22 protein-coding genes are annotated in these 22,394 nt (G+C 61.5%); 9 read left to right on the top strand and 13 right to left on the bottom strand.

The genetic code is table 11. From position 1 onward, the window contains the following. Positions 1-2: 2 nt before the first annotated feature. The 5 genes from PJW05_RS05390 to PJW05_RS05370 are packed head-to-tail and all read left to right on the top strand — an operon-like array spanning position 3 to position 6,366. Positions 3-812 (top strand): PilW family protein, encoded by an 810-nt coding sequence (locus tag PJW05_RS05390; RefSeq protein WP_271410709.1) that lies wholly within the window; start codon positions 3-5, stop codon positions 810-812. A 9-nt stretch (positions 813-821) separates the two neighbouring features. Then, positions 822-1,319, top strand: coding sequence for a pilus assembly PilX family protein (locus PJW05_RS05385; protein ID WP_271410708.1), 498 nt, complete (start codon positions 822-824; stop codon positions 1,317-1,319). An 11-nt stretch (positions 1,320-1,330) separates the two neighbouring features. Next, a complete protein-coding gene (locus PJW05_RS05380) occupies positions 1,331-1,642 on the top strand; it encodes a hypothetical protein (protein ID WP_271410707.1) in 312 nt (103 codons plus the stop codon). A gap of 9 nt (positions 1,643-1,651) precedes the next feature. Further along, positions 1,652-5,929, top strand: a complete 4,278-nt coding sequence (locus PJW05_RS05375; protein WP_271410706.1) for a PilC/PilY family type IV pilus protein — start codon at positions 1,652-1,654, stop codon at positions 5,927-5,929. Further along, positions 5,926-6,366: a type IV pilin protein gene (locus tag PJW05_RS05370; RefSeq protein WP_271410705.1), complete on the top strand. Its 441-nt coding sequence runs from the start codon at positions 5,926-5,928 to the stop codon at positions 6,364-6,366. Before PJW05_RS05375 ends, PJW05_RS05370 begins: the two co-directional genes overlap by 4 nt. A 231-nt stretch (positions 6,367-6,597) precedes the next feature. Here the strand turns inward: PJW05_RS05370 and ispH are convergent, their stop codons facing one another. The 6 genes from ispH to murJ all read right to left on the bottom strand — a co-directional run bounded on the left by ispH (position 6,598) and on the right by murJ (position 13,942). Beyond that, the gene (gene ispH / locus PJW05_RS05365; RefSeq protein ID WP_271410704.1) at positions 6,598-7,542 is read right to left on the bottom strand and encodes a 4-hydroxy-3-methylbut-2-enyl diphosphate reductase; all 945 of its coding nucleotides are present in this window, start codon (positions 7,540-7,542) and stop codon (positions 6,598-6,600) included. A gap of 28 nt (positions 7,543-7,570) precedes the next feature. Beyond that, complete coding sequence (locus PJW05_RS05360; RefSeq protein ID WP_271410703.1) at positions 7,571-8,008, bottom strand: FKBP-type peptidyl-prolyl cis-trans isomerase; 438 nt, start codon at positions 8,006-8,008, stop codon at positions 7,571-7,573. Then, a complete protein-coding gene (gene lspA, locus PJW05_RS05355; RefSeq protein ID WP_271410702.1) occupies positions 8,001-8,504 on the bottom strand; it encodes a signal peptidase II in 504 nt (167 codons plus the stop codon). The genes PJW05_RS05360 and lspA overlap by 8 nt, the downstream gene beginning before the upstream one ends. Beyond that, positions 8,497-11,346 carry an isoleucine--tRNA ligase gene (gene ileS / locus PJW05_RS05350; RefSeq protein WP_271410701.1) on the bottom strand — a complete coding sequence of 950 codons (2,850 nt, stop codon included), beginning with the start codon at positions 11,344-11,346 and terminating at the stop codon, positions 8,497-8,499. Before ileS ends, lspA begins: the two co-directional genes overlap by 8 nt. A 15-nt stretch (positions 11,347-11,361) precedes the next feature. Continuing rightward, positions 11,362-12,300 carry a bifunctional riboflavin kinase/FAD synthetase gene (ribF, locus tag PJW05_RS05345; protein ID WP_271410700.1) on the bottom strand — a complete coding sequence of 313 codons (939 nt, stop codon included), beginning with the start codon at positions 12,298-12,300 and terminating at the stop codon, positions 11,362-11,364. Between the two features lie 106 nt (positions 12,301-12,406). Then, positions 12,407-13,942 carry a murein biosynthesis integral membrane protein MurJ gene (gene murJ, locus PJW05_RS05340; protein ID WP_271410699.1) on the bottom strand — a complete coding sequence of 512 codons (1,536 nt, stop codon included), beginning with the start codon at positions 13,940-13,942 and terminating at the stop codon, positions 12,407-12,409. A gap of 215 nt (positions 13,943-14,157) precedes the next feature. Between murJ and rpsT the strand changes: the two genes are divergently transcribed. Together rpsT and PJW05_RS05330 are read left to right on the top strand one after the other, a co-directional pair. Further along, entirely contained in the window at positions 14,158-14,433 is a 276-nt protein-coding gene (gene rpsT / locus PJW05_RS05335; protein ID WP_004420142.1) for a 30S ribosomal protein S20, read from the top strand. 169 nt (positions 14,434-14,602) lie between these two features. Next, complete coding sequence (locus PJW05_RS05330) at positions 14,603-15,934, top strand: IS4 family transposase (protein WP_271407860.1); 1,332 nt, start codon at positions 14,603-14,605, stop codon at positions 15,932-15,934. A 34-nt stretch (positions 15,935-15,968) separates the two neighbouring features. Here the strand turns inward: PJW05_RS05330 and PJW05_RS05325 are convergent, their stop codons facing one another. The 5 genes from PJW05_RS05325 to rplU form a co-directional block, all read right to left on the bottom strand. Then, on the bottom strand, positions 15,969-16,433 hold the full coding sequence (locus PJW05_RS05325; protein WP_271410698.1) for a CreA family protein: 465 nt from the start codon (positions 16,431-16,433) through the stop codon (positions 15,969-15,971). Positions 16,434-16,446: 13 nt separating this feature from the next. After that, positions 16,447-17,565 (bottom strand): glutamate 5-kinase, encoded by a 1,119-nt coding sequence (gene proB / locus PJW05_RS05320; protein WP_271410697.1) that lies wholly within the window; start codon positions 17,563-17,565, stop codon positions 16,447-16,449. A gap of 73 nt (positions 17,566-17,638) precedes the next feature. Then, on the bottom strand, positions 17,639-18,856 hold the full coding sequence (cgtA, locus tag PJW05_RS05315) for an Obg family GTPase CgtA (protein ID WP_271410696.1): 1,218 nt from the start codon (positions 18,854-18,856) through the stop codon (positions 17,639-17,641). A gap of 140 nt (positions 18,857-18,996) precedes the next feature. Next, the gene (gene rpmA, locus PJW05_RS05310; protein WP_271410695.1) at positions 18,997-19,254 is read right to left on the bottom strand and encodes a 50S ribosomal protein L27; all 258 of its coding nucleotides are present in this window, start codon (positions 19,252-19,254) and stop codon (positions 18,997-18,999) included. A 24-nt stretch (positions 19,255-19,278) separates the two neighbouring features. After that, positions 19,279-19,590, bottom strand: a complete 312-nt coding sequence (rplU, locus tag PJW05_RS05305) for a 50S ribosomal protein L21 (protein WP_004420147.1) — start codon at positions 19,588-19,590, stop codon at positions 19,279-19,281. Positions 19,591-19,834: 244 nt separating this feature from the next. Between rplU and PJW05_RS05300 the strand changes: the two genes are divergently transcribed. Together PJW05_RS05300 and PJW05_RS05295 are read left to right on the top strand one after the other, a co-directional pair. Beyond that, the gene (locus PJW05_RS05300) at positions 19,835-20,803 is read left to right on the top strand and encodes a polyprenyl synthetase family protein (protein ID WP_271410694.1); all 969 of its coding nucleotides are present in this window, start codon (positions 19,835-19,837) and stop codon (positions 20,801-20,803) included. A 130-nt stretch (positions 20,804-20,933) separates the two neighbouring features. Next, positions 20,934-21,176: a PA4570 family protein gene (locus tag PJW05_RS05295; protein WP_271410693.1), complete on the top strand. Its 243-nt coding sequence runs from the start codon at positions 20,934-20,936 to the stop codon at positions 21,174-21,176. 140 nt (positions 21,177-21,316) lie between these two features. On the opposite strand, the gene PJW05_RS05290 is transcribed toward PJW05_RS05295, so the two are convergent. Next, positions 21,317-21,934: an FKBP-type peptidyl-prolyl cis-trans isomerase gene (locus PJW05_RS05290; RefSeq protein WP_271410692.1), complete on the bottom strand. Its 618-nt coding sequence runs from the start codon at positions 21,932-21,934 to the stop codon at positions 21,317-21,319. Between the two features lie 87 nt (positions 21,935-22,021). Further along, on the bottom strand, positions 22,022-22,327 hold the full coding sequence (locus PJW05_RS05285; protein WP_271410691.1) for a DUF6482 family protein: 306 nt from the start codon (positions 22,325-22,327) through the stop codon (positions 22,022-22,024). Between the last annotated feature and the right edge of the window lie 67 nt (positions 22,328-22,394).

The following is a 22,394-nucleotide window of genomic DNA, read 5'->3' as shown; positions in this document are numbered from 1 at the left end:
GTATGAAATACGTTAGTATTCGTGGTCAAGCAGGACTTTCAATCGTCGAATTGATGGTAGCGTTATTGCTGAGTTCAATCCTGATTGGCGGTGTGCTGCAAGTTTTCCTGTCAAGCAATCGTACTTATGCAACTACAGAAGCGCTGGCCCGGACTCAAGAGAATGGTCGATTCGCCTTGGAATTCATCGCGCAAAGCGCCCGCCAGGCCGGCTACCTCGAACCCTATCTCCTGATCGACAAGCGCCTCCCCCTGGCAGAAACCAACTGCAACTGGCCAAGTACTGCAGACGAGCACTGCACGGCAAACGGCGCGACAAACGACCGGGTGACCTTCATCCTGCAACCCCCCTTGATAAAGGACGATCCCAGCAGTGCTGCGATGCGTAGGGACTGCGCAGGTAATGAGGTCGCGGAGGATACGATTATCGCAAACGTGTTCCATATAGCGGCTGCGGACGCGAACAACCCCTATCCCTCTTTGGCTTGCACCACTTTCACAGTAGAAGAGCCGGACGACTTCCAGACAGTACGTCTGGTGGACGGCATAGAAAACCTGCAACTGCTCTACGGGATCAGCACCACAGGCGATCCGCAGAGCGTCAATCAGTTTGTTTCCGCTGACCGCGTCACCGATTGGTCAAAGGTAAGCGCCATTCGCGTTGCGGTACTGGCTAACTCGATGGGCCGGGCTGCCAGCGATGCGAACGCTCCAGTCAATTTCATCTTGCTCGATACCCGGGTGAATGCCGCCGCAGATGGCATGACGCGCCAGGTGTTCACCACAACCTTGCGTTTTCACAACCTTGACTAAGGACCAATGATGGCTAATTCAACCAGCCAGCGCGGCTCCAGCCTGATCATAGCCTTGGTGTTCCTGGCGGTACTCACGGCGGCTGGAATAGCGGCGTTTACGCTCGCCACAACAGAAGAACGCATGTCCAGCAATGCGCAGTTCCGGGGAGCCGCTTTCCACACTTCGTACAGCGAGATCCGTGCACAGATCGAGCATATGCGCAAGGACGCCACCCGGATCGACAGTGTGCGAGCTTATGATCGCCCGAGGCTATCTCCAGCGGACGTGAAACTTCCCGAGAAGCGTCAGCCACTGGCCAACCTGACAGCACGGCTTAATAGCGACACAGTTGCAGCTGGCAGCACCAGCATAAACCTGACCTACATTGGCGAGCGCGTGGCCGAAAGCAGTAGCCTGGACAAGTTCTACAACTATGCGTTCGAACTGAACGTCAAGCGCGAACTCAACAGCGGCGCCTATTCGGATCAGGTACAGGGCTTCAATATTCAGATGCCGAAACCTTAAGGAAAGTCGTCATGAAGACATATATAACCATCGGCCTTTTTGTTCTCTCGAGCACGGCCTTCGCTGCCTTCGTAAATGACAACACCGTCATTTACGAAGGGGCGACCGTGCTAACCGTCTCGACGCCGCAAGAACGCTACGCCTTAGTTTATGAATGCGAAAGTTGCACGCCAGTCAAGATGGGATTCACTGGCAGTTCGAAAGTCAAGATAAACGGCGGAACCGCCACGCTTTCTGACCTATTTGCTCGCGCCCGGTGGCGGGCTGATGTTTTCGCCGAAGCAAGTGCACCGACCACCATTGTACGCATCAGCACTTATTGAGGGAACAAAATGAAGACCTTCACCACTTCCCTCCTGAGTGCCAGTGCAGCCTTTCTCTACGTCAGCATTTCAGCCTCAATCGCGCTGGCCGACGACACGGAAATTTATGTGGGCCTCACTCCGAAGGCGGACAAGAAGACCAATCCAAACGTACTACTTGTACTCGACACTTCTGGCTCGATGTCCAGCGGAGTCACCGGAACATCCTGCATTCAAGGCAGCAATATCGCAGATCTTTGTGACAGCAAGAAACTCAGTCGACTGGGCGTCGTGAAACTGGTTACAGCCGAACTCATCAATGAACTCAAGGCAGATGGAAAGATAAACTTCGGCCTCATGCGATTCGATATGCAAGCACAAGGAGGGATGATCACCTATCCGATCACGCCTATTGCCGATGGTGCAAGCACTATAATTCAGAGACTCAATCGATATCGCGCCAACGGCAATACCCCCCTTTCCGAGACACTCTACGAAGCAGCGCGATATTATCGCGGGGACCGCGTCTACTACGGCCTGACAAGCTCGACGAAAGACACGGAAGGAAACAACCCTCCAACAATATTCTCGCCCAGCGTAAGGGAATCATACAGTGGAAGCAAAATCGTCGAGTACAGTAATCTCAGCACCTCTTACAGCAAGAACAATGCCACGTACATTTCCCCGATCGAAAGCTCCTGTCAGAAGAACCATATAATCTATTTGACGGACGGCGCGCCGACTGGCGACACCGACGCTGCCAGCGCAATACGATCACTTACTGGAAAAAATTGCGGCAACAACAATGGCGAGTGCATGGACGAGCTTTCTGAGTTTCTCTTTCAGGAAGACCAGTCAGCCGTTCAGGACGGCAAGCAAACGGTCACCACCCATACCATTGGATTCTTTGAGGACAGCCCCCTTCTCCAGAGTACCGCGACTCGAGGCGGCGGGAAGTATTACACGGCAGATGACGTTTCAGGCTTGGTCAAGTCTCTGCGCACCATTATCAACGAGATCCTTGCTCAGAACGCGACCTTCACCACACCGACCGTCTCGGTCAGTGCCTACAACAACATCGGTTATCGAAATGAGCTTTACTATGCACTTTTCCGACCAGCTCAAGGCAGTCGCTGGCCGGGCAATGTGAAGCGTTACAAATTGGGCAAAGATGCGAGCGGTGCACCAGAGATCCAGGACTTCAACAGTCGCGCGGCAATCAGCTATGACGGTGATGACGCTGGCTTCTTCAAGTCCACAGCACAAAGTTGGTGGAGCCCAACGGTGGACGGTGGTGATGTGAGCAAGGGTGGCGCTGCCAGCCGACTTACTACGCCTGCAAGTCGGAACCTTTACACCTACACCGGCGCAGAACTGCCCCCTGGCTCAACCTCTGTAACACTCAGCAACTTCCCGCTGGTAACGGGCAACACCGGGAATCATGTAACCACTACGATGCTCGGCGACCAGAACATGACCGCGCAATTGCGAGCGCAGATCATCAACTGGACCCGCGGTAATGATCTGGACAAGGATGGAAATGTTATAGGCAACAATTTGTTCATCGGCGATCTATTGCATAACGAGCCGAAACTAGTTTCATATCGCGTCGACAACTCCAGCAGCCCCCCGCAAGAAACTCTGTATATGTTCTTCGGGAGCAACCAGGGCGGCCTACATGCCGTCGACCCAAACAACGGCGCTGAGAAATTCTCTTTCATTCCGAAGGAATTGCTCCCAAACCTGAAGGACTATTACCAAGACCCGCAAGGCGTCGACACCAAGCGCTACGGCCTAGATGGGAATATCAGCGTCTGGGTAGAGTATGGAGACGCCGTAGCGAATGTCAGGCACGCGAACCGGGTTGACTTGGTCGCCGGCATGCGCCGCGGCGGAAGAAACTACTACGCCCTGAATGTTCTCGATATCGACTCGCCCAAACTCAAGTGGGTCATCAAGGGAGGAACCGGCGGCACCGCGGGCTTCGAAAAGCTGGGGCAGACTTGGTCGGCGGCCAAGCTGGCAAAGGTAAAATGGAATGGAACTATTAAGCCGGTACTATTTTTTTCCGGCGGCTATGACCCTACCCAGGACAATGACAGCCCAAACTTGCCGCGCAACGACAGTTACGGGAATGCGCTCTACATGGTCGATGCCGATACGGGCAGCCTGCTATGGCGCGCCGGACATACCAGCGAAACCGGCGTCAACCTCGCTATCGACAGCCTGACCAACAGCGTTCCCGGCGGCCCGACACTGATCGATATTTCCGGTGATGGCCTGGTCAACACTATTTTCATGGCGGATATGAGGGGCCAGGTATTTCGTTTTGACATTCGCCAGAACAACACTGGTGCAGCCAACTTTGCCACTGGCGGGCGTATTGCACGTCTGGGTGACAACAACACCACGACGAGCGATGACAGCGCCGCCAGCAACCGTCGGTTCTATTACGCCCCGGACGTTTCCCTTGTACGGGAGCGCGGCGGCAGCACTTACTACACCATTGCGCTGGGAAGCGGCTGGCGTGAGCACCCGCTCAATGACACAACCCAGGACCGCTTTTATGCCATCCGTGATCGAAATGTGCTGGCAGCGCCCAGCACTTATTCGACTGTGACAGAAGCCACCATGGTCGACGCCACCGGCATCAATTTGAGCGATGCCGAGTACGAGCAGACCAAAGCGGATATCGATGAGAAGCTGGCGCTGATTGAGCAGTACAACGATGCAGTCGTAAATGCCGAGACCAACTTTGATCGGTACAAGGCCAACATCGGCCATACAGCTAAACGAGATGCACTGCTGGCCAAGAACACAGAGATCACCATCCTTCGCCAGGAACTCGACACTCTGGGTGCTTCCGTTGACGCGCTTGAGACCGAACTGGGACGTGTGGCGCCCGCTAACGACCAGCAAGGGGAAATCGTCGAATCACAACGTCTGGTGTCTGAGCTCGCCGAGAAAATTAAGGGGTTGAGCGACAGCGCGCAAATAGCGGCGGCGACTGCAGTCCAGGAACAATTAGCGAACCTCTATAACACCCAACTTTCCATCCAGAGCGTGATCGCAGGCAAAGAGCTGAATATCCAGCAGAAGCAGCAGGCGATTGCCAACGCTGCCGCCGCCGGACAACCCACGGCGGCCCTAGAGCAGGAATTGGTTGCACTGAGTGAAGCGCTTTACGGACGGCCGGACAACCCGGACACGACAGAGGACGACAGCTTGCCGGCGGACCCCAACTTGACCATGCGCTCTGCCCTGATCACGGATAGCAGCAGCGCCCAGCTCGGCAGCCTCCAAACCAACCTGGCAGCTAGCCTTGATGGCTTGCTGACGGCGATGACCACGGGCGACCAGGGCCAGATCGAGCAAAAGGAGGATGAGTTGAGTGATGCCACTGTGGCCCTGAATGATTTTCTTGCCAGCCTGGGGATCAGCAACCTTTCCGGCAGCAATCTTGGCGTCAGCGATCTGCTGGCACGAGACGAGCAAGGCAAGCAGAACGAACTGGCAATCCGGGAGCAGAATCTCAACACGTCGATCACCAATCAAACGGCTTCGCTTGATGAGCGCACTGCTGCCCTGAACACAGCCATCGCGGCACGAGATGTCATTCAGTCGGATATGGATGCATTAGCGACTCAGGCATACGACACCAGCAGCAACTTACTCAATTCCGCCCAACTGTCAGACGCACAGGCCAACGACGCAGACGGCACCCTTACCTGGTTCGAGGCCTACAACTATCTATTGCTTGCAGCACGCGGTGCCGCACAGAGCAACATCCCCACCTTGCGTGAGGAAATCAATCAGCTCTACTCCAGCCTTTCTCCGGGTAATAGCTATACGGTCAACTCGAACCTGCTGAATGGGAGCGATGGCTGGTTCATTCGCCTGGCTCCGGGCGAAAAAGTGCTCTCCGCCTCCATCACTTTGCAGGGAGCCCTGTTCTTCAACTCCTTCCTGCCAACGGGGCAGACGTCCGGCTGTGCGCCTGACGTCGGGACCAGTCGCCTCTACGCAACCAATCTGGTGGATGGTTCTGCACTCTATCAGCAGACAATCAATGGCGAGCCCGTGCCGATTCGCAGCGTCAATCTCGTGCGCCCCGGCATTGCCCCGAGCCCCACCGTGATTCCAACCTCGGATGGCGCCGTCCTCATTAGCGGTACCGAAGTGGACCCCTTCAAGAAGTGCGCGCTTACTAACAGCTGTGTCGACGATGTGCCGGTTGAATGCCGCCAGGACGTACCCTTCTGTCGTCCGGGGAACAACGTCCAACCGACCTATTGGAGAGAGCAGTGAAAAGATCACACTCGTCGGGCTTCACCCTTATAGAACTGATGATTGTGGTGGCGATCGTTGCAATCCTTGCGGCGGTCGCCTACCCCTCCTACCAGAATTTTGTCCTGCGTGGCGGTCGTGCCGACGGCCAGGCCAAGTTGATGGAGATCATGCAGGCGCAGGAGCGCTACTACTCCCAGAATCAAACCTACGTAACCAACTTGGGGGCGGGAGGCTTGGGGCTCGGGGTTGCCGCGGACGCAGCTGTTCCTTCAGCCGAAAGGCGCTATACCATTGCAGCGGCAGCCTGCGCAGGCAGTACGATCGCTAACTGCGTGAACCTGACAGCGACTCGTACCGGCGCACAAGCCACCGACAATGAGTGCGGAAACCTCTCCATCAACAGCCGGGGCGTCAAGGCGATCAGCGGCACGGGAAGCGTGGCGCACTGCTGGTGACTCAAATGAAGAAACCAACACTACACCCGTTCGGAAATATCATTGGCGGTACTAGCCCATTGCCTCACACAGGCATTCGGGTGCTCAGTTCTCGCCCCCTGATCGAACGGCTGCAATGATCCGAACTTACGCGGAGCTCGTTATGCACCAAAGCAAACGTCCCGAACCAATCGGGGCGTTTGTGGGGGGCCAAGCTTGCAACGGCCCGACTACGTCAGGCCTTATCTTTTTTCAAACCGACTTAACCCTCAACTCCTTCGGCATCGAGAACGTCACGTTCTCCGGACGGCCGTCCAGTTCGACCGCGACCTCGGCGCCCCACTCGCGGAGTTGCTCGATCACTCCCTGCACCAGTACTTCCGGAGCCGAGGCGCCGGCGGTGATACCGACCCGCTGCACCTTCTCGAACCACTCGCGCTTGAGGTCCTCGGCGCCATCGATCAGGTAGGCCGGCGTGTCCATGCGCTCGGCCAGCTCGCGCAGGCGATTGGAGTTGGAGCTGTTGGGGCTGCCGACGACCAGAACCACATCGCTCTCATGGGCCAGTTGCTTCACCGCATCCTGGCGGTTCTGGGTGGCGTAGCAGATATCGTCCTTGCGCGGGCCGCCAATGTTGGGGAACTTGGCGCGCAGTGCGTCGATGACACGGCTGGTGTCGTCCATCGACAAGGTCGTCTGGGTAACGAAGGACAGCGCCTCGGGATTGCGCACGTGCAGGCGCTCCACGTCCGCTTCGTCCTCCACCAGGTAGATGGCTCCACCGTTGCGCGCGTCGTACTGACCCATGGTGCCTTCCACCTCGGGGTGGCCGGCGTGACCGATAAGAATGCATTCACGGCCATCGCGGCTGTAGCGCGCGACCTCCATGTGCACCTTGGTCACCAGCGGGCAGGTAGCGTCGAACACTTTCAGGCCACGACGGGTGGCTTCCTGGCGCACGGCCTGGGAAACGCCATGGGCACTGAAGATAACGATGACGTTGTCCGGTACCTGGTCGAGCTCTTCGACGAAGATAGCGCCGCGAGCGCGCAGATCTTCGACGACGAACTTGTTGTGCACCACTTCATGGCGCACGTAGATCGGCGGGCCGAACACCTCAAGGGCGCGGTTGACGATCTCGATGGCACGATCGACACCGGCGCAGAAGCCACGGGGGTTGGCGAGTTTGATTTGCATGGTGGTTACCTCGTCCGGCCTCGGGGAATCAGGCCGGACCGACCGACAGGATCTCCACCTCGAAGCTCAGCGGCTTGCCGGCCAGCGGGTGGTTGAAGTCGATGGTGACGTGGCTGTCGTCGATGAACTTCACCACGCCGGGCAGTTCGGCATTGGCGGCGTCGTTGAAGATGATCAGCAGGCCTTCGGAGAGCTCCATGTCCTGGAAGTTGCCGCGCGGCATCACCTGCACATTCTGCGGATTGTGCTGGCCGAAACCATGCTCCGGCTCGATGGCGAGCACGCGCTTGTCGCCGGCCTTGAGGCCGAAAAGTACGTTCTCGAAGCCCGGCAGCAGGTTGCCGTCACCCACCTTGAAGGTGGCCGGTTTCTTCTCGAAGGTGCTGTCCACCACGTCGCCGTTGTCCATCTTGATGGCGAAATGCAGGGTGACTTCCATGTCCGGCCCTATGCGATGTTCAGTCATGGGCGGGGTCTCCGGATTTCTTGGTCTTGAACATGTCCAGTGCCAGCATCACCGCGCCGACGGTGATGGCGCTGTCGGCCAGGTTGAACGCCGGGAAGCGCCATTGGTGCTGCCAGTGCACGTAGATGAAATCCACCACATGGCCCAGCACCAGGCGGTCGTACAGGTTGCCCAGCGCACCGCCGAGAACCAGGGCCAGTGCAACGGCCAACCAGGTTTCCTCGGGTTTCAGGCGTTTCAACCAGACCACCAGCACACCGCTGACCACCAGGGCGATCAGGGCGAACAGCCAACGCTGCCAGCCGGAGCTGTCAGCGAGGAAACTGAAGGCCGCCCCGGTGTTGTAGGCGAGGGTCCAGCTGAAGAGATCGGGAATTACCACGATCTGTTCGTAGAGGTTGAGCTCGCTCTCGAAGTACCACTTGCTGCCCTGGTCCAGCACGAACACCAGGGCGGTCAGCCAGAGCCAACCGAGCCGGCCGTATTCCTTAGGCATAGTGACGCACCTCGCCGGCGCCATCGATGTTCTCCACGCAACGGCCGCACAGGTCCGGATGCGTCACGAACTGGCCAACGTCGGCGCGATGGTGCCAGCAACGGCCGCACTTGGTATGGCCGGACTTGTGGATCTTCAGCTTGAGGCCCGCAACCTCGGTTTCCACCGCATCGGCCGGGGCACTGGCCAGCGGCTGGACGTCCGCGGCCGAGGTGATCAGCACGAAGCGCAGCTCGTCGCCCAGCTTGGCGAGGCTGGCCGCCAGGGCATCTTCGGCGAACAGAGTGACCTCGGCCTGCAGGTTGCCGCCGATGGCCTTGGTGCTGCGCAGGTTCTCCAGCTCCTTGTTCACGGACGCCTTGACCGCCATGACCTGGTCCCAGAACTCGCGGCCCAGCTCGAAGCCTTCCGGCAGCTCGGTCAGACCCTGGTACCAGGTGTTGAGCATGACGGACTCGTTGTGCTCGCCCGGCAGGTACTGCCAGATCTCGTCGGCGGTGAAGGCCAGGATCGGCGCGATCCAGCGCACCAGTGCCTCGGCGATGTGGAACAGCGCGGTCTGGCAGGACCGGCGTGCCACGCTGTCGGCGGAAGTGGTGTACTGGCGGTCCTTGATGATGTCGAGGTAGAAGCCGCCCAGCTCCTGCACGCAGAAGTTGTGCACCTTGGAATAGACGTTCCAGAACCGGTACTCGCCGTAGGCTTCCTCCAGCTCACGTTGCAGCAGCAGGGCGCGGTCGACGGCCCAGCGGTCCAGCGCCAGCATGTCCTCGGCCGGCAACAGGTCGCGGACGGGGTCGAAGCCGTTCAGGTTGGCCAGCAGGAAACGCGCGGTGTTGCGGATACGGCGGTAGGCATCGGCGCTGCGCTGGAGGATCTGCTGGGACACCGCCATCTCACCGGAGTAGTCGGTGGCCGATACCCACAGGCGCAGGATGTCGGCGCCCAGGCTGTCGGTGACCTGCTGCGGGGCGATCACGTTGCCCAGGGACTTGGACATCTTGCGACCGCTCTCGTCCACGGTGAAACCGTGGGTCAGCAGTTGGCGGTACGGCGCGTGGCCATCGATGGCGCAACCGGTCAGCAGCGAGGAGTGGAACCAGCCTCGGTGCTGGTCGGAGCCCTCCAGGTAGAGGTCGGCGGCCGGGCCGCTGGCATGCCCCAGTTCGGCGTGGGAGCCACGCAACACGTGCCAGTGGGTGGTGCCGGAGTCGAACCAGACGTCGAGGGTGTCGCTGATCTTGTCGTACTGACTGGCCTCGTCGCCCAGCAGCTCGGCGGCGTCCAGCTTGAACCAGGCCTCGATGCCTTCCTGCTCGACGCGCTTGGCGACTTCGTCCATCAGTTCGACGGTGCGCGGGTGCAGCTCGCCGGTGGCCTTGTGCAGGAAGAAGGGAATCGGCACGCCCCAGTTACGCTGACGGGAGATGCACCAGTCCGGACGGCCGGCGATCATGCCCTGCAGGCGCGCCTGGCCCCAGGCCGGGATGAACTCAGTGCGCTCGATGGCCGCCAGCGCACGCTCCCGCAGGGTGGCGCCCTGTTCCGGCTGCTTGGCCGAGACGGTCCGGTCCATGCCGACGAACCACTGGGCGGTAGCGCGGTAGATCAGCGGGGTCTTGTGGCGCCAGCAGTGCATGTAGCTGTGACTGATGGACTCGTGTTTGAGCAGTGCGCCCACTTCCTCCAGCTTGGCGATGATGGCCGGGTTGGCCTTCCAGATGAACTGGCCGCCGAAGAACGGCAGGTCCTGAACATAGACGCCGTTGCTCTGCACCGGGCTGAGGATGTCGTCGTTGCTCATGCCGTACTGCTTGCAGGTACGGAAGTCGTCCTCGCCGTAGGCCGGCGACGAATGCACGATACCGGTGCCAGCGCCCAGCTCGACGTATTCGGCCAGGTAGACGGGCGACAGGCGCTCGTAGAAGGGATGGCGGAAGCGGATCAGGTCCAGCGCCTCGCCCTTGGTCGTGGCGACGACCTGGCCTTCCAGGCCGTAACGCTGCAGGCAGGACTCCACCAACTCTTCGGCCAGCACCAGCAGGCGCGCGCCGGTATCCACCAGCGCGTAGTTGAACTCGGGGTGAACGTTCAACGCCTGGTTGGCCGGAATGGTCCAGGGCGTGGTGGTCCAGATGACGATGGCGGCTGGCTTGGCCAGGCTCGCAAGGCCGAAGGCGTTGGCCAGCTTGTCGGCATCTTCCACCGGGAAGGCGACGTCGATGGCGTCGGACTTCTTGTCGGCGTACTCGACTTCCGCCTCGGCCAGTGCCGAGCCGCAGTCGAAGCACCAGTTCACCGGCTTCAGGCCCTTGAACACGAAGCCCTGCTTGACCATCTCGGCCAGGGCGCGGATTTCGCCGGCCTCGTTGGCGAAGGCCATGGTCTTGTACGGGTTGTCCCAGTCGCCCAGCACGCCCAGGCGGATGAAGTCGGCCTTCTGTCCCTCGATCTGTTCGGCGGCGTAGGTACGGCAGAGTTCGCGGGTCTTGTCAGCCGGCAGGTTCTTGCCGTGGGTGGTTTCGACCTTGTGCTCGATCGGCAGGCCGTGGCAGTCCCAGCCCGGCACGTAGGGCGCGTCGTAGCCTGCGAGTGTCTTGGAACGGACGATGATGTCCTTGAGGATCTTGTTGACCGCGTGACCGATGTGGATGCTGCCGTTGGCATAGGGCGGGCCATCGTGCAGGACGAACTTCGGACGACCTTCGCCGATCTGCCGCAACTTGCCGTACAGGTCGATGCTGTTCCAGCGCTGCAGCAGTTCCGGCTCGCGCTGGGGCAGACCGGCCTTCATCGGGAATGCCGTCTCGGGCAGGTTCAGGGTCGCTTTGTAATCGGTCATTTCAGTCCAGGCTCTTCAATTTGATTGAGTACCCTGCCAATAGGCACGGGCGGCAGCGACATCCGCATCGATCGCCGACTTCAACGCCTCCAGGGAGGCAAAACGCTGCTCATCACGCAGCTTGTGGTGGAAGGTCACGCTGATCCGCCGATCATAGAGATCGCCGGCATAATCCAGCAGGTGGACCTCCAGGTGGGCGCGCCCGTCGCCCTTGACGCTGGGGCGCACACCGATATTCGCCACGCCGGGCAGTGGCTGCCCGTCCAGGTCCACGCTGACCAGGTACACGCCGTTGAGCGGAACGCGGCGGCGCTTGAGCTGCACGTTGGCGGTCGGCGTGCCCAACTGGCGACCGAGCTTCTGCCCATGCAGGACCCGTCCGGAAATGGCGAAGGGACGCCCCAGCAGCCGCTCGGCCAACAGGAAATCACCTTCGGCAAGGGCCTGACGCACCCGCGTGCTGCTGACCCGCTGGCCATCCAGCTCCACAGTGGCGGCCGCCTCGACGCTGAAACCTTCGGCCTCGCCGGCCTGCTGCAGGAATTCGAAGTCGCCGGCACGGTCGCAGCCGAATCGAAAATCGTCGCCGATCTCCAGATGCTTGGCGCCCAAGCCCTCCACCAGCACCGCATGGACGAACTCGGCAGCGCTGAGCTCGCGCAGGCGGCGATTGAAGGCCAGGCAGAGCACGCGGTCGACGCCTTCGCGCGCCAGCAGTTCGAGCTTGTCGCGCAGGCGCGTGAGCCGCACGGGCGCGGTATCCGGGCCGAAGAATTCGCGGGGCTGTGGCTCGAAAATCACCACGCAGGTGGGCAAACCCAGCTCAGCCGCTCGCTCGCGCAACCGCTTCAGAATGGCCTGGTGGCCGCGGTGCACGCCGTCGAAATTGCCGATGGTGGCGACGCAGCCCCGATGGAGGGGCCGCAGGTTGTGTAGACCTCGAACCAGCTGCATAGCACAAGTCTTGTTCACAAAGTGGTCGATTATACGCACAGCCGGAGCCGGACAACAGGCGCAGCAAGCCTGCCGACATGACAAGCGGCCGGCGGGCAGCATTGAATCAGACGGCCTTCCGGGCGAAATCCCGCAGACGGAAACCCAACAGCGCGAGCATGCCGAAATAGGCGACTACGCCTGCTCCCACCAACAGCCCCAGGCGCAGCAGGCGCTCGACCATGTTGCCCTGCTCCCAGGCGGGCAGCAGCTGCATCACGCCCAGCAGCACCGCGCACATCACCAGCACGGAGACCATCAGCTTGAGCAGGAAGCGCCCCCACCCCGGCTGCGGCTGGAACAGCTGCTGCTTGCGCAGCTGCCAGTAGAGCAATCCGGCGTTCATGCAGGCCGCCAGGCTGATGGCCAAAGCCAACCCGGCATGACGCAGGGGAAAGACGAACGCGAGATTCATCAACTGGGTCGCCACCAGAGTGAAGAGGGCGATCTTCACCGGCGTACGGATGTTCTGCCGCGCATAGAACCCGGGCGCCAGCACCTTCACCAGGATGATCCCGAGCAGCCCGACCGCATAGGCGATGAGTGCGCGCTGGGTCATCAGGGCATCGTGGGCGGTGAACTTGCCGTACTGGAACAGCGCCACCGTCAGCGGCTCGGCCAGCAGCGCCAGAGCCAGCGCGCAGGGCAGCACCAGCAGGAAACACAGGCGCAGCCCCCAGTCGAGCAGTTGCGAGTAGGCGTGGCGATCATCGCTGGCATAGGTCTTGGCCAGGGACGGCAGCAGAATGGTGCCCAAGGCCACGCCCAGCACGCCGGAGGGCAGTTCCATCAGCCGGTCGGCGTAGTACATCCAGGACACCGAACCCGCCGCCAGGAAGGAGGCGAAGATGGTGTTGAGGATGAGCGAGACCTGGCCCACGGAAACCCCGAAGATCGCCGCGCCCATTTGCCGGAGCACGCGCCAGACACCGGTGTCGCGCAGGTTCAGACGCGGCAGCACGAGCATGCCGATACGCTTCAGCGAAGGCAGTTGGTAGAGCAGTTGGGCAAGGCCGCCGACCAGCACCGCCCAGCCCAGGGCCATGATCGGCGGGTCGAAATAGGGCGTCAGGAACAGCGCGAAGGCGATCATGCTGACGTTCAGCAGGGTCGGCACGAAGGCCGGCACCGCATAGCGGTTCCAGGTATTGAGAATGGCACCCGCCAGGGACGACAGCGAAATCAGGAAAATGTATGGAAAGGTCACCCGCAACAGGTCAGTGGTCAGGGCGAATTTTTCGGGCGAATCGGCGAAGCCCGGAGCCGTCAGCCAGACCACCCAGGGCGCGGCCAGGATGCCCAGCAGGGTCACCAAGGCCAACGCCAGGGTCAGCAGCCCGGCGATATAGGCAATGAAGGTGCGGGTCGCCTCCTCGCCCTGCTGGGTCTTGTATTCGGCCAGGATGGGCACGAACGCTTGGGAAAAGGCCCCTTCGGCGAAGATGCGGCGCAGTAGGTTGGGCAGCCTGAATGCCACGAAAAAGGCGTCGGTGGCCGTGCCGGCGCCGAAGAAGCGCGCCACGATGGTGTCGCGGACAAACCCCAGGACACGGGAAAGCATGGTGATGGAGCTGACGGCCGCCAGCGACTTGAGCAGATTCATTCAGGTGTCCGGACAGGAGTGGCACGGCGCACCGGTACACTGCCGGCGGTCGGTCGAGGTTGCCGAGTGTAGAGTCCGGCCGGGATAAAAGCATCCCGCGATGATGCTCACGCTCGTCGCCCGACCTGTCCGATCACCCTTGACAAGGCAAAGTCACCTCGGCATGATTCGCGGCCTTAATTTGATTCAATTCCCCAGTTTCGAGGAGCTTGACGGTGGCCAACACACCTTCTGCCAAAAAACGCGCCAAACAGGCTGAGAAGCGTCGTAGCCATAACGCCAGCCTGCGCTCCATGGTTCGTACCTACATCAAGAACGTGGTCAAGGCCATCGACGCCAAAGACCTGCCCAAGGCCCAGGCTGCTTACACCGCTGCCGTGCCGGTAATCGACCGCATGGCCGACAAGGGCATCATCCACAAGAACAAAGCCGCTCGTCACAAGAGCCGCCTGAACGCCCACATCAAGGCGCTCGGTCAAGCTGCTGCCTGAGCTTGAGTTCTTGCGAAAAACCGGCCTTCTGGCCGGTTTTTTATTGCCCACAGAATCCAGCCCACTCATGAAAAAGCCCGGCATGCCGTAATGCTGTTCACATAAGCATTTGAGCTGCAGCCGAGGCTCCCCGAGAATCCGATGCCAGACCTCTGGCATCGGATTTTTTATGTCCTTTCAACAGCAGTTGCTCGACCTGGGCGAGTTGTTCAACTTCTCCGACTTGAGCACCTTCACCCAAAACATCCCGATCGAGTGGGTGGCGTCGGCGCTGGACCTTTCTGCCCAGGCCACCATCCGCCGCCGACGCCTGCCCAGTGATCAGGTGCTCTGGCTGGTGCTCGGCATGGCCTTGTTCCGCGACGAGCCGGTCCATGAGGTGGCGCGGCGCCTGAACATCTGCGCCCAGGGGCTGGCCTCCGACCACCTGCTGGCCAGAAGTGGGGTCACCGAGGCACGCAAACGGCTGGGGGCCGATCCGGTTGAATGGCTGTTTCGCCAGACGGGTCAGCAATGGGGGTGTGAGCGCTATGACGGCGATAGCTGGCAGGGCCTGCAGGTGTTGGCGGTGGATGGTGCACTGCTGCGCACCCCGGATACACCCGAACTGCGGGAGCATTTCGGCTCTGGCAATACCGCCACCGACCGTCAGACGCCGTTCCCCATGCTGCGGCTCGTGGCCCTGATGAACGTGCGCTCGCACTTGATTCTGGATGCCCAGCTGAGCCCATACCGGCGCAGTGAAATGCGTTTGGCCGATGCCTTTGTGCAGCAGATTCCCGACCATTCGGTGACCTTGTTCGACAAGGGGTTCTGGAGCGCCGACTTGCTGTTGGGGTTGAACAAGGGCGGTGACCACCGACATTGGTTGATCCCGGCCCGCCAGGGTCTAGTCAGCGAGGAAGTGACGCGTTATGGCAAAGGGGATCGCCTGTTGCGCATGAAGGTGTCGCCCCAGGCGCGAAACCGTAACCCGAACCTACCCACGCACTGGGAGGTGCGCGAGGTCAGCTACGAAGTCCAGGGCAAGGTAAAAACCGTTCTGACCTCGCTGCCGGCCGAGCGCTACAGCGCCAAGGCGGTCGCCACACTGTACCGGGAGCGCTGGGAGATCGAACTGGGTTTCCGGAACATCAAGAGTTCCCTGCAGCAGAATGCGGTGACCCTGCGCAGCAAGGTCAAGGCGTTGGTCTACCAGGAGGTCTGGGGATTGTTGCTGGCCTACAACATCATCCGCCGTGAGGCCGGTCAGGCGGCAGTCGCCTTCGGCCGCTCACCCGCCGACATCCGCTTCAAGCCGGTGGCTCACTATATCGCCGTGCAATTGATCGTGATGGCGGCGGCCAACCCGATTTCGGCCACGGGCCGTCGCCTGTCGGAGTTGCGAGCCGGTATTGGCGGACTGTTTCTGGATCACCGCCCCAAGCCATCAAGACCCAGGACGGTGAAGATTTCCAAGACCCGCTACCCGGTGGACCGCAAGGCTGCTCCGCTTAAGTGAACAGCATTACGGCATGCCGGGCTTTTCCTTTGACTCAAGGCTTACCTGGCCAGGGCAGGACAGGAATCGCCGTGACCGCGTTCTGCGGACTGCCCTCGATCACCCGGTCGCTGTAGACCAGATACACCAGCGTGTTGCGCTTCTGGTCGAAGAAACGCACCACCTGCATGGTCTTGAACACCAGCGAAGTGCGCTCCTTGAACACTTCCTCGCCATCCTTGAGTTCACCCTTGAAGCGAATCGGCCCCACCTGACGACAGGCGATGGAGGCTTCGGCGCGATCTTCGGCCAGCCCCAGACCTCCTTTTACCCCACCGGTCTTCGCACGCGACAGGTAGCAGGTCACGCCCTCCACCCGGGGATCGTCGAACGCCTCTACCACGATCTTGTCGTTCGGCCCCACCCACTTGAATACGGTGGACACCGAACCGATTTCCTCGGCCGCAACCAGCAGCGGCATCGTCAGCAACGCAGCCGCCATTCCCTTGATCAGTCGCATCCTTCCGCCAGCCTCAGACCAGAACCAGATTGTCGCGATGCACCAACTCAGGCTCGTCGACATAGCCCAGCAACTTCTCGATGAGATCGGACGACTGACCGATGATCTTCTGCGCCTCGAGCGCACTGTAGTTGGCCAGGCCACGCGCGATCTCGACCCCATCAGGCCCGACGCAGACCACCATTTCCCCTCGACGGAAGCTGCCCTGGACAGCCTTCACGCCGACCGGCAACAGGCTCTTGCGAGCCTCGCGCAGCGCCTTCACCGCACCGGCATCGAGCACCAGGGTGCCACGGGTCTGCAGATGGCCGGCCAACCACTGCTTGCGCGCCGCCAGCATGCCGCGCTCGGGCGCCAGCAGGGTGCCCAGGCGCTCGCCCGTCTTGAGACGATCCAGCACACGCTCGATGCGACCACCAACGATCACAGTGTGAGCCCCGGAGCGCGCTGCCAGGCGCGCCGCGCGCAGCTTGGTCTGCATGCCACCACGCCCCAGGGCTCCACCGGAGCCGCCCGCCACGGCGTCCAGGGCCGAATCATCGGCGCGAGCCTCGGAAATCAGTTGGGCATCTGGATTGTGACGGGGGTCGGCATCGAACATGCCGTCCCGATCGGTGAGAATCACCAGCAGGTCGGCCTCCACCAGGTTGGCCACCAGTGCCGCCAAGGTATCGTTGTCGCCAAAGCGGATTTCATCCGTGACCACGGTGTCGTTCTCGTTGATCACCGGAATCGCCCCTAGCTCCACCAGGGTACGCAAGGTGCTGCGCGCGTTCAGGTAGCGCTTGCGGTCGGACAGGTCATCGTGGGTCAGGAGAATCTGCGCGGTATGACGACCGTGCTCGGCGAAGCTGGACTCCCAGGCCTGCACCAACCCCATCTGCCCCACCGCGGCAGCGGCCTGCAACTCATGGACCGCACTTGGACGACTGGACCACCCCAGACGGCTCATGCCAGCCGCAACAGCACCAGAGGACACCAGCACCAGCTCGACCCCCGCATTGCGCAGGGCAACCATCTGCTCGACCCAGACCGCCATGGCCGAGCGATCCAGCCCTCGGCCGTCAGCGGTCAGCAGAGCACTACCGATCTTCACCACCCAGCGCCGCGCGCCAGTCACCTTGTCCCGCATATCGTCCAACCCTAGTTAGAAGCTACGGCCGCGCGGCCATGCGAACAGTCCACAGCGCCGGGTGGCGCCGGAATCAGGGTACGTAGAAGATTTCCGGCCCGTCGCCGTCATCCTCGTCGTCATCGAAATCGTCATCATCGTCGGCGCCAGCACTCTTGATGCCGGCACGGCGCAGGGCACGCTGGTCATCCATGGCCTGCAGACGGGCACGCGCCTCGTCCTCGATGCGCTGGTCCAGCTCGGCAAGCGCTTCGGCGTAGGCCGGCTCCTCTTCCATGCGCAGGGTGCGCTCGTCGAGGTAGCGCATGATTTCCTGGGAAAGCGCCTCGGTGCCTTCGCGCTCCAGGGCGGAAATGACGAACACCGGCCCCGTCCAACCCAGGCGCTCAAGCACGGCCTTCATGCGCGCATCGCGCTCTTCATCGAGCAACTGGTCGGCCTTGTTCAGCACCAGCCAGCGATCACGCTCGGTAAGCGCCGGACTGAAACGCCCCAGCTCGTCGATGATGACCGCAGCAGCCTCAGCCGGGTCGCTTTCATCCAGCGGCGCCATGTCGACGATGTGCAACAGCAGGCGGGTACGCGCCAGGTGCTTGAGGAAACGAATGCCCAGGCCGGCACCGTCGGCAGCGCCCTCGATCAAGCCGGGGATATCGGCCACTACAAAGGACTTGAAACGGCCTACGCTGACCACCCCCAGGTTCGGCACCAGGGTGGTGAAGGGGTAGTCGGCCACTTTCGGCTTGGCGGCGGAAACGGCACGAATGAAGGTGCTCTTGCCCGCATTCGGAAGCCCCAGCAGGCCGACGTCCGCCAGCACCTTGAGTTCCAGCTTGAGGTCACGGGACTCGCCCGGCTTACCCTTGGTGGTCTGGCGCGGCGCACGGTTGGTGCTGGACTTGAAGCGGGTATTGCCCAGCCCGTGCCAACCACCCTGCGCGACCAGCAGGCGCTGGCCCGGCTTCGTCAGGTCGCCAATGATTTCCTGGGTGGCCGCATCGATCACAGTGGTACCCACCGGCACCGGCAGGACCAGGTCGTCCCCCTTGCGCCCGGTGCAGTCCTTGCTACCGCCATTCTCGCCGCGCTGGGCATCGAAACGGCGGGTGTAGCGGTAATCCACCAGCGTATTGAGATTGGGGTCGGCCTCCATGAACACGGAGCCGCCATCCCCCCCGTCGCCACCGTTGGGACCGCCCTTTTCAATGAATTTTTCGCGACGGAAACTCATCAGGCCGTTGCCGCCGTCGCCCGCTTTTACAAAGATCGATACTTCATCGACGAATTTCATCAGGACGCCTCCCGCCACGGGGACGGGTTGAGTGAAACAAAGCACATAGGATACAGGGAACCCCGCCCGATGCAGAGTTTCCAAGAAGCAGAAACAAAAAAGCCCCGTCGCAAGACGGGGCTTTTCCAGCGGTGTCGCTATCAGGCAGCGACGATGCTTACGTACTTGCGACCGAAAGCACCTTTGACCTCGAACTTGATCACGCCGTCCACTTTCGCGAACAGGGTGTGATCCTTGCCCAGGCCGACGCCGACGCCGGCGTGGAACTTGGTGCCGCGCTGACGCACGATGATGTTGCCGGCCTTGACAGCCTGGCCGCCGAACAGTTTCACGCCAAGGCGTTTACTTTCGGAATCGCGGCCGTTGCGGGTAGAACCGCCAGCTTTTTTGTGTGCCATGAGTCAAATCCTCCAAAAAGGAAATTAGGCCTGGATGCCGGTGATCTTGATTTCAGTGAACCACTGGCGGTGGCCCTGGCGCTTCATGTGGTGCTTACGACGGCGGAACTTGATGATGCGCACTTTGTCGTGACGGCCTTGGGAGACCACTTCAGCGACTACTTTGGCGCCATCAACGACCGGAGCACCGATTTTCACGTCGTCGCCATTGCCGATCAGCAGGACGCGGTCGAAAGTCACGGATTCGCCGGTGGCGACTTCGAGCTTCTCGACCTTCAGGAATTCACCTTCAGCGACTTTGTATTGCTTGCCGCCGGTAACGATAACTGCGTACATGGATTTTCTCCGTTAAACCTGCTCACCCGACGCTTTATAAAAAGAGGTATGGGTCGGCATGGCTGCATGGGGCCGGAACTGACGCCCGTGCAATTGCGTAAGGCAGGAAAATGCCCAAGGAAGTTCAGGGGCCGCGATTGTACGCAAGCCGGGATTCCCGCGCAAGCGCCGCCGGCGCTCGCCTTGACAGCCCCCAGCCCGGTCCCTAGCATGCCGCGCATCCCAACAGGAGCACTTCTGGCCGATGCAACCCCAGGCTTTCTACCGCGTGGTGGCGGACGACTTTACCGCTGTCGACGAAATCATTCGCCGACAACTGACCTCCCGCGTTCCCCTGGTGGAGAAGATCGGTGACTACATCGTATCCGCCGGCGGCAAGCGCCTGCGCCCACTGCTGGTGCTGCTCAGCGGCAATGCCCTGGGCTTCGGCGGCGACCAACTGCGCCTGCTGGCCGCCACCATCGAGTTCCTGCATACCTCCACCCTGCTCCACGACGACGTGGTGGATGCCTCCGGCCTGCGCCGCGGCCGCTCCACCGCCAACGCCCTCTGGGGCAACGCGCCCAGCGTGCTGGTAGGCGACTTCCTCTATGCCCGCTCCTTCGAAATGATGGTGGAACTCGGCTCCATGCCGGTGATGCGCATCATCTCCCAGGCCACCCGCGTGATCGCCGAAGGCGAAGTGCTGCAGCTGTCCAAGATTCGCGACGCCAGTACCACGGAGGAGACCTACATGGAAGTCATCCGCGGCAAGACCGCGATGCTCTTCGAGGCGTCCACCCACAGCGCCGCCGTACTGGCCAATGCCAGCACCGAGCAGGCCGAAGCCCTGCGCCAGTTCGGCGACGCCCTGGGCATTGCCTTCCAACTGGTGGACGACCTGCTGGACTACCGTGGCGACGCCGCCACCCTGGGCAAGAACGTCGGCGATGACCTGGCCGAGGGCAAACCCACCTTGCCGCTGATCGCCACCATGCGCGACGGCAGCCCGGAACAGGCCGCCCTGGTACGCAAGGCGATCCAGCAGGGCGGCAGCCAGGACCTCGAAGGCATCCGAGCCGCCGTGGAAGCGGCTGGCGCCCTGGACTACACCGCCCGCCTGGCGCGCGACTACGCTGCCCGCGCCATCGCTTGCCTGGACCAATTGCCATCCAGCGAGTACCGCGATGCCCTGAAGGAACTCACCGAGTTCGCCGTGGCCCGGACCCACTGAGCGCCTGAATCGACGAAAGCCCGTCCCCGTGACGGGCTTTTTTCTGCCTGGACAAAAGGCATCGATTGGCGCTTGCTATTTTGCTAATAGGAATTATTCTCATCTAAATGTTCTTTCAAGGAGATGAGCCATGACCTACCTGATCGATGCCTGGCTGGATCGCCCACACCCCTATCTGCGGATACTCCACCGGGAAACCGGCGAAGTCTGCGCGGTGCTGGAAGAAGATGCGCTCGATGAACTGCGCGATCAGGGCGATCTGGACCTCGCCGGCCTGAACTCCAGCGAGCCCTTGGTACTCAAGGAGTTGGTGCGCAATCTTTTTCTATTCTGCTATGCCAGGGCGCTGCGGCCGCACGGCGAAGCGCACTGAAAGCAGGTGGGATTCCGGATGACGCCAGGATGCGTCGTCCGCAAGCCGGGCGCCCGGGCGCCAGGCTTGCAGCGAGGGCAAAGGCGCCCTCGCCGGTTCCTGGGCGGGCCAGGGAAGGCTCGTCCAGGAGTCACTCCGGGTCAGAGGATGTCCAGGAGTTCCACGTCGAACACCAGCACGCTGTGCGGCGGGATGCTGCCGACGGCCTGGCCGCCGTAGGCCAGTTCGCTCGGCACGTAGAGACGCCACTTGCTACCGGTGTTCATCAGCTGCAGGGCCTCGACCCAGCCGGCGATCACTCCACCTACCGGGAATTCCGCCGGCTGACCGCGATCGTAGGAGCTGTCGAACACGGTGCCGTCGATCAGGGTGCCGTGGTAGTGGGTGCGCACGGTGTCCTCGGCCGACGGCTTGGCGCCCTCGCCCGCCACCAGCACTTCGTACTGCAGGCCGGACGGCAGGACGGTCACGTCCGCACGCTTGGCATTCTCTTCCAGATAAGCACGACCAGCGCCCGCGGCCGCCTCAGCCTTTGCCTGGGCTTCAGCCTGCATGCGCTCGCGAATCACGCGGAAGCTCGCGGACAGGGCAGCGCCGTCAACGCGGCTTTCCAGCCCCTGGAAGGCATCGCTAAGGCCGGCCAGCACGGCATCCAGACTCACGCCAGGCGGAGGATTGTCACGGATCTGGTCGCCGAGCTGACGGCCGATTCCGTAGCTGACGCGGGTTTCGTCGGTAGAGAGATCAAGTTGGGACATGGCGGAACTCCGCTCAGGGGAAAAAAGGCCGGCCAGACTAGCACAGCTTCCTTCCCCGAGCGCGGACCGCCGTCGGTCGCGCCAGGCTCAGTGGGCGATGCGGGTGGAGAGGGGAACGCGCACCGTGTCCTGGCTATCCGCATCCATCCCGCACATCTCGTCGTGTACCACGCTGTGAACCAGGTGGAAGGGCAGGTCGGGGAATTCGTGGAGCACTTCCCGGGCATGCTCGACCGAACGCAGGTGGGTGGCGTGGCCCTGGCCGTCATCCAAGTGATGGGAGCGACCGTCGATTCGGGCTTCCAGCAAGTAGATGCCACCCTCCAGGGAGATCAGGTTGATTTCTTCAACGTGCCCGGCACGGGCATGGCTGGTGAGGTCGTGCAATTTCATGGCGTCGCCCTCGCGCGCTGTACACCTCAAATCTAATGCACGAGGCGCTATGGGGGCGCCGGAAACG

Source organism: Pseudomonas sp. Q1-7 (genome assembly GCF_028010285.1).
Taxonomy (GTDB): Bacteria; Pseudomonadota; Gammaproteobacteria; order Pseudomonadales; family Pseudomonadaceae; genus Metapseudomonas.
This window is presented reverse-complemented; position numbering and strand designations above follow the sequence as displayed.

What these genes read in the sequence shown, in the direction of transcription:
- PJW05_RS05385 (WP_271410708.1), top strand. Translation starts at nt 822, where the DNA reads ATGGCTAATTCAACCAGCCAGCGCGGCTCCAGCCTGATCATAGCCTTG.
- PJW05_RS05300 (WP_271410694.1), top strand. Translation starts at nt 19,835, where the DNA reads ATGCAACCCCAGGCTTTCTACCGCGTGGTGGCGGACGACTTTACCGCT.
- cgtA (WP_271410696.1), bottom strand. Translation starts at nt 18,856, where the DNA reads ATGAAATTCGTCGATGAAGTATCGATCTTTGTAAAAGCGGGCGACGGC.
- ispH (WP_271410704.1), bottom strand. Translation starts at nt 7,542, where the DNA reads ATGCAAATCAAACTCGCCAACCCCCGTGGCTTCTGCGCCGGTGTCGAT.
- PJW05_RS05285 (WP_271410691.1), bottom strand. Translation starts at nt 22,327, where the DNA reads ATGAAATTGCACGACCTCACCAGCCATGCCCGTGCCGGGCACGTTGAA.
- PJW05_RS05325 (WP_271410698.1), bottom strand. Translation starts at nt 16,433, where the DNA reads ATGCGACTGATCAAGGGAATGGCGGCTGCGTTGCTGACGATGCCGCTG.
- ribF (WP_271410700.1), bottom strand. Translation starts at nt 12,300, where the DNA reads ATGCAGCTGGTTCGAGGTCTACACAACCTGCGGCCCCTCCATCGGGGC.
- PJW05_RS05380 (WP_271410707.1), top strand. Translation starts at nt 1,331, where the DNA reads ATGAAGACATATATAACCATCGGCCTTTTTGTTCTCTCGAGCACGGCC.
- PJW05_RS05330 (WP_271407860.1), top strand. Translation starts at nt 14,603, where the DNA reads ATGTCCTTTCAACAGCAGTTGCTCGACCTGGGCGAGTTGTTCAACTTC.
- PJW05_RS05295 (WP_271410693.1), top strand. Translation starts at nt 20,934, where the DNA reads ATGACCTACCTGATCGATGCCTGGCTGGATCGCCCACACCCCTATCTG.
- PJW05_RS05290 (WP_271410692.1), bottom strand. Translation starts at nt 21,934, where the DNA reads ATGTCCCAACTTGATCTCTCTACCGACGAAACCCGCGTCAGCTACGGA.
- PJW05_RS05360 (WP_271410703.1), bottom strand. Translation starts at nt 8,008, where the DNA reads ATGACTGAACATCGCATAGGGCCGGACATGGAAGTCACCCTGCATTTC.
- rplU (WP_004420147.1), bottom strand. Translation starts at nt 19,590, where the DNA reads ATGTACGCAGTTATCGTTACCGGCGGCAAGCAATACAAAGTCGCTGAA.
- PJW05_RS05375 (WP_271410706.1), top strand. Translation starts at nt 1,652, where the DNA reads ATGAAGACCTTCACCACTTCCCTCCTGAGTGCCAGTGCAGCCTTTCTC.
- rpmA (WP_271410695.1), bottom strand. Translation starts at nt 19,254, where the DNA reads ATGGCACACAAAAAAGCTGGCGGTTCTACCCGCAACGGCCGCGATTCC.
- PJW05_RS05390 (WP_271410709.1), top strand. Translation starts at nt 3, where the DNA reads ATGAAATACGTTAGTATTCGTGGTCAAGCAGGACTTTCAATCGTCGAA.
- lspA (WP_271410702.1), bottom strand. Translation starts at nt 8,504, where the DNA reads ATGCCTAAGGAATACGGCCGGCTCGGTTGGCTCTGGCTGACCGCCCTG.
- proB (WP_271410697.1), bottom strand. Translation starts at nt 17,565, where the DNA reads ATGCGGGACAAGGTGACTGGCGCGCGGCGCTGGGTGGTGAAGATCGGT.
- ileS (WP_271410701.1), bottom strand. Translation starts at nt 11,346, where the DNA reads ATGACCGATTACAAAGCGACCCTGAACCTGCCCGAGACGGCATTCCCG.
- murJ (WP_271410699.1), bottom strand. Translation starts at nt 13,942, where the DNA reads ATGAATCTGCTCAAGTCGCTGGCGGCCGTCAGCTCCATCACCATGCTT.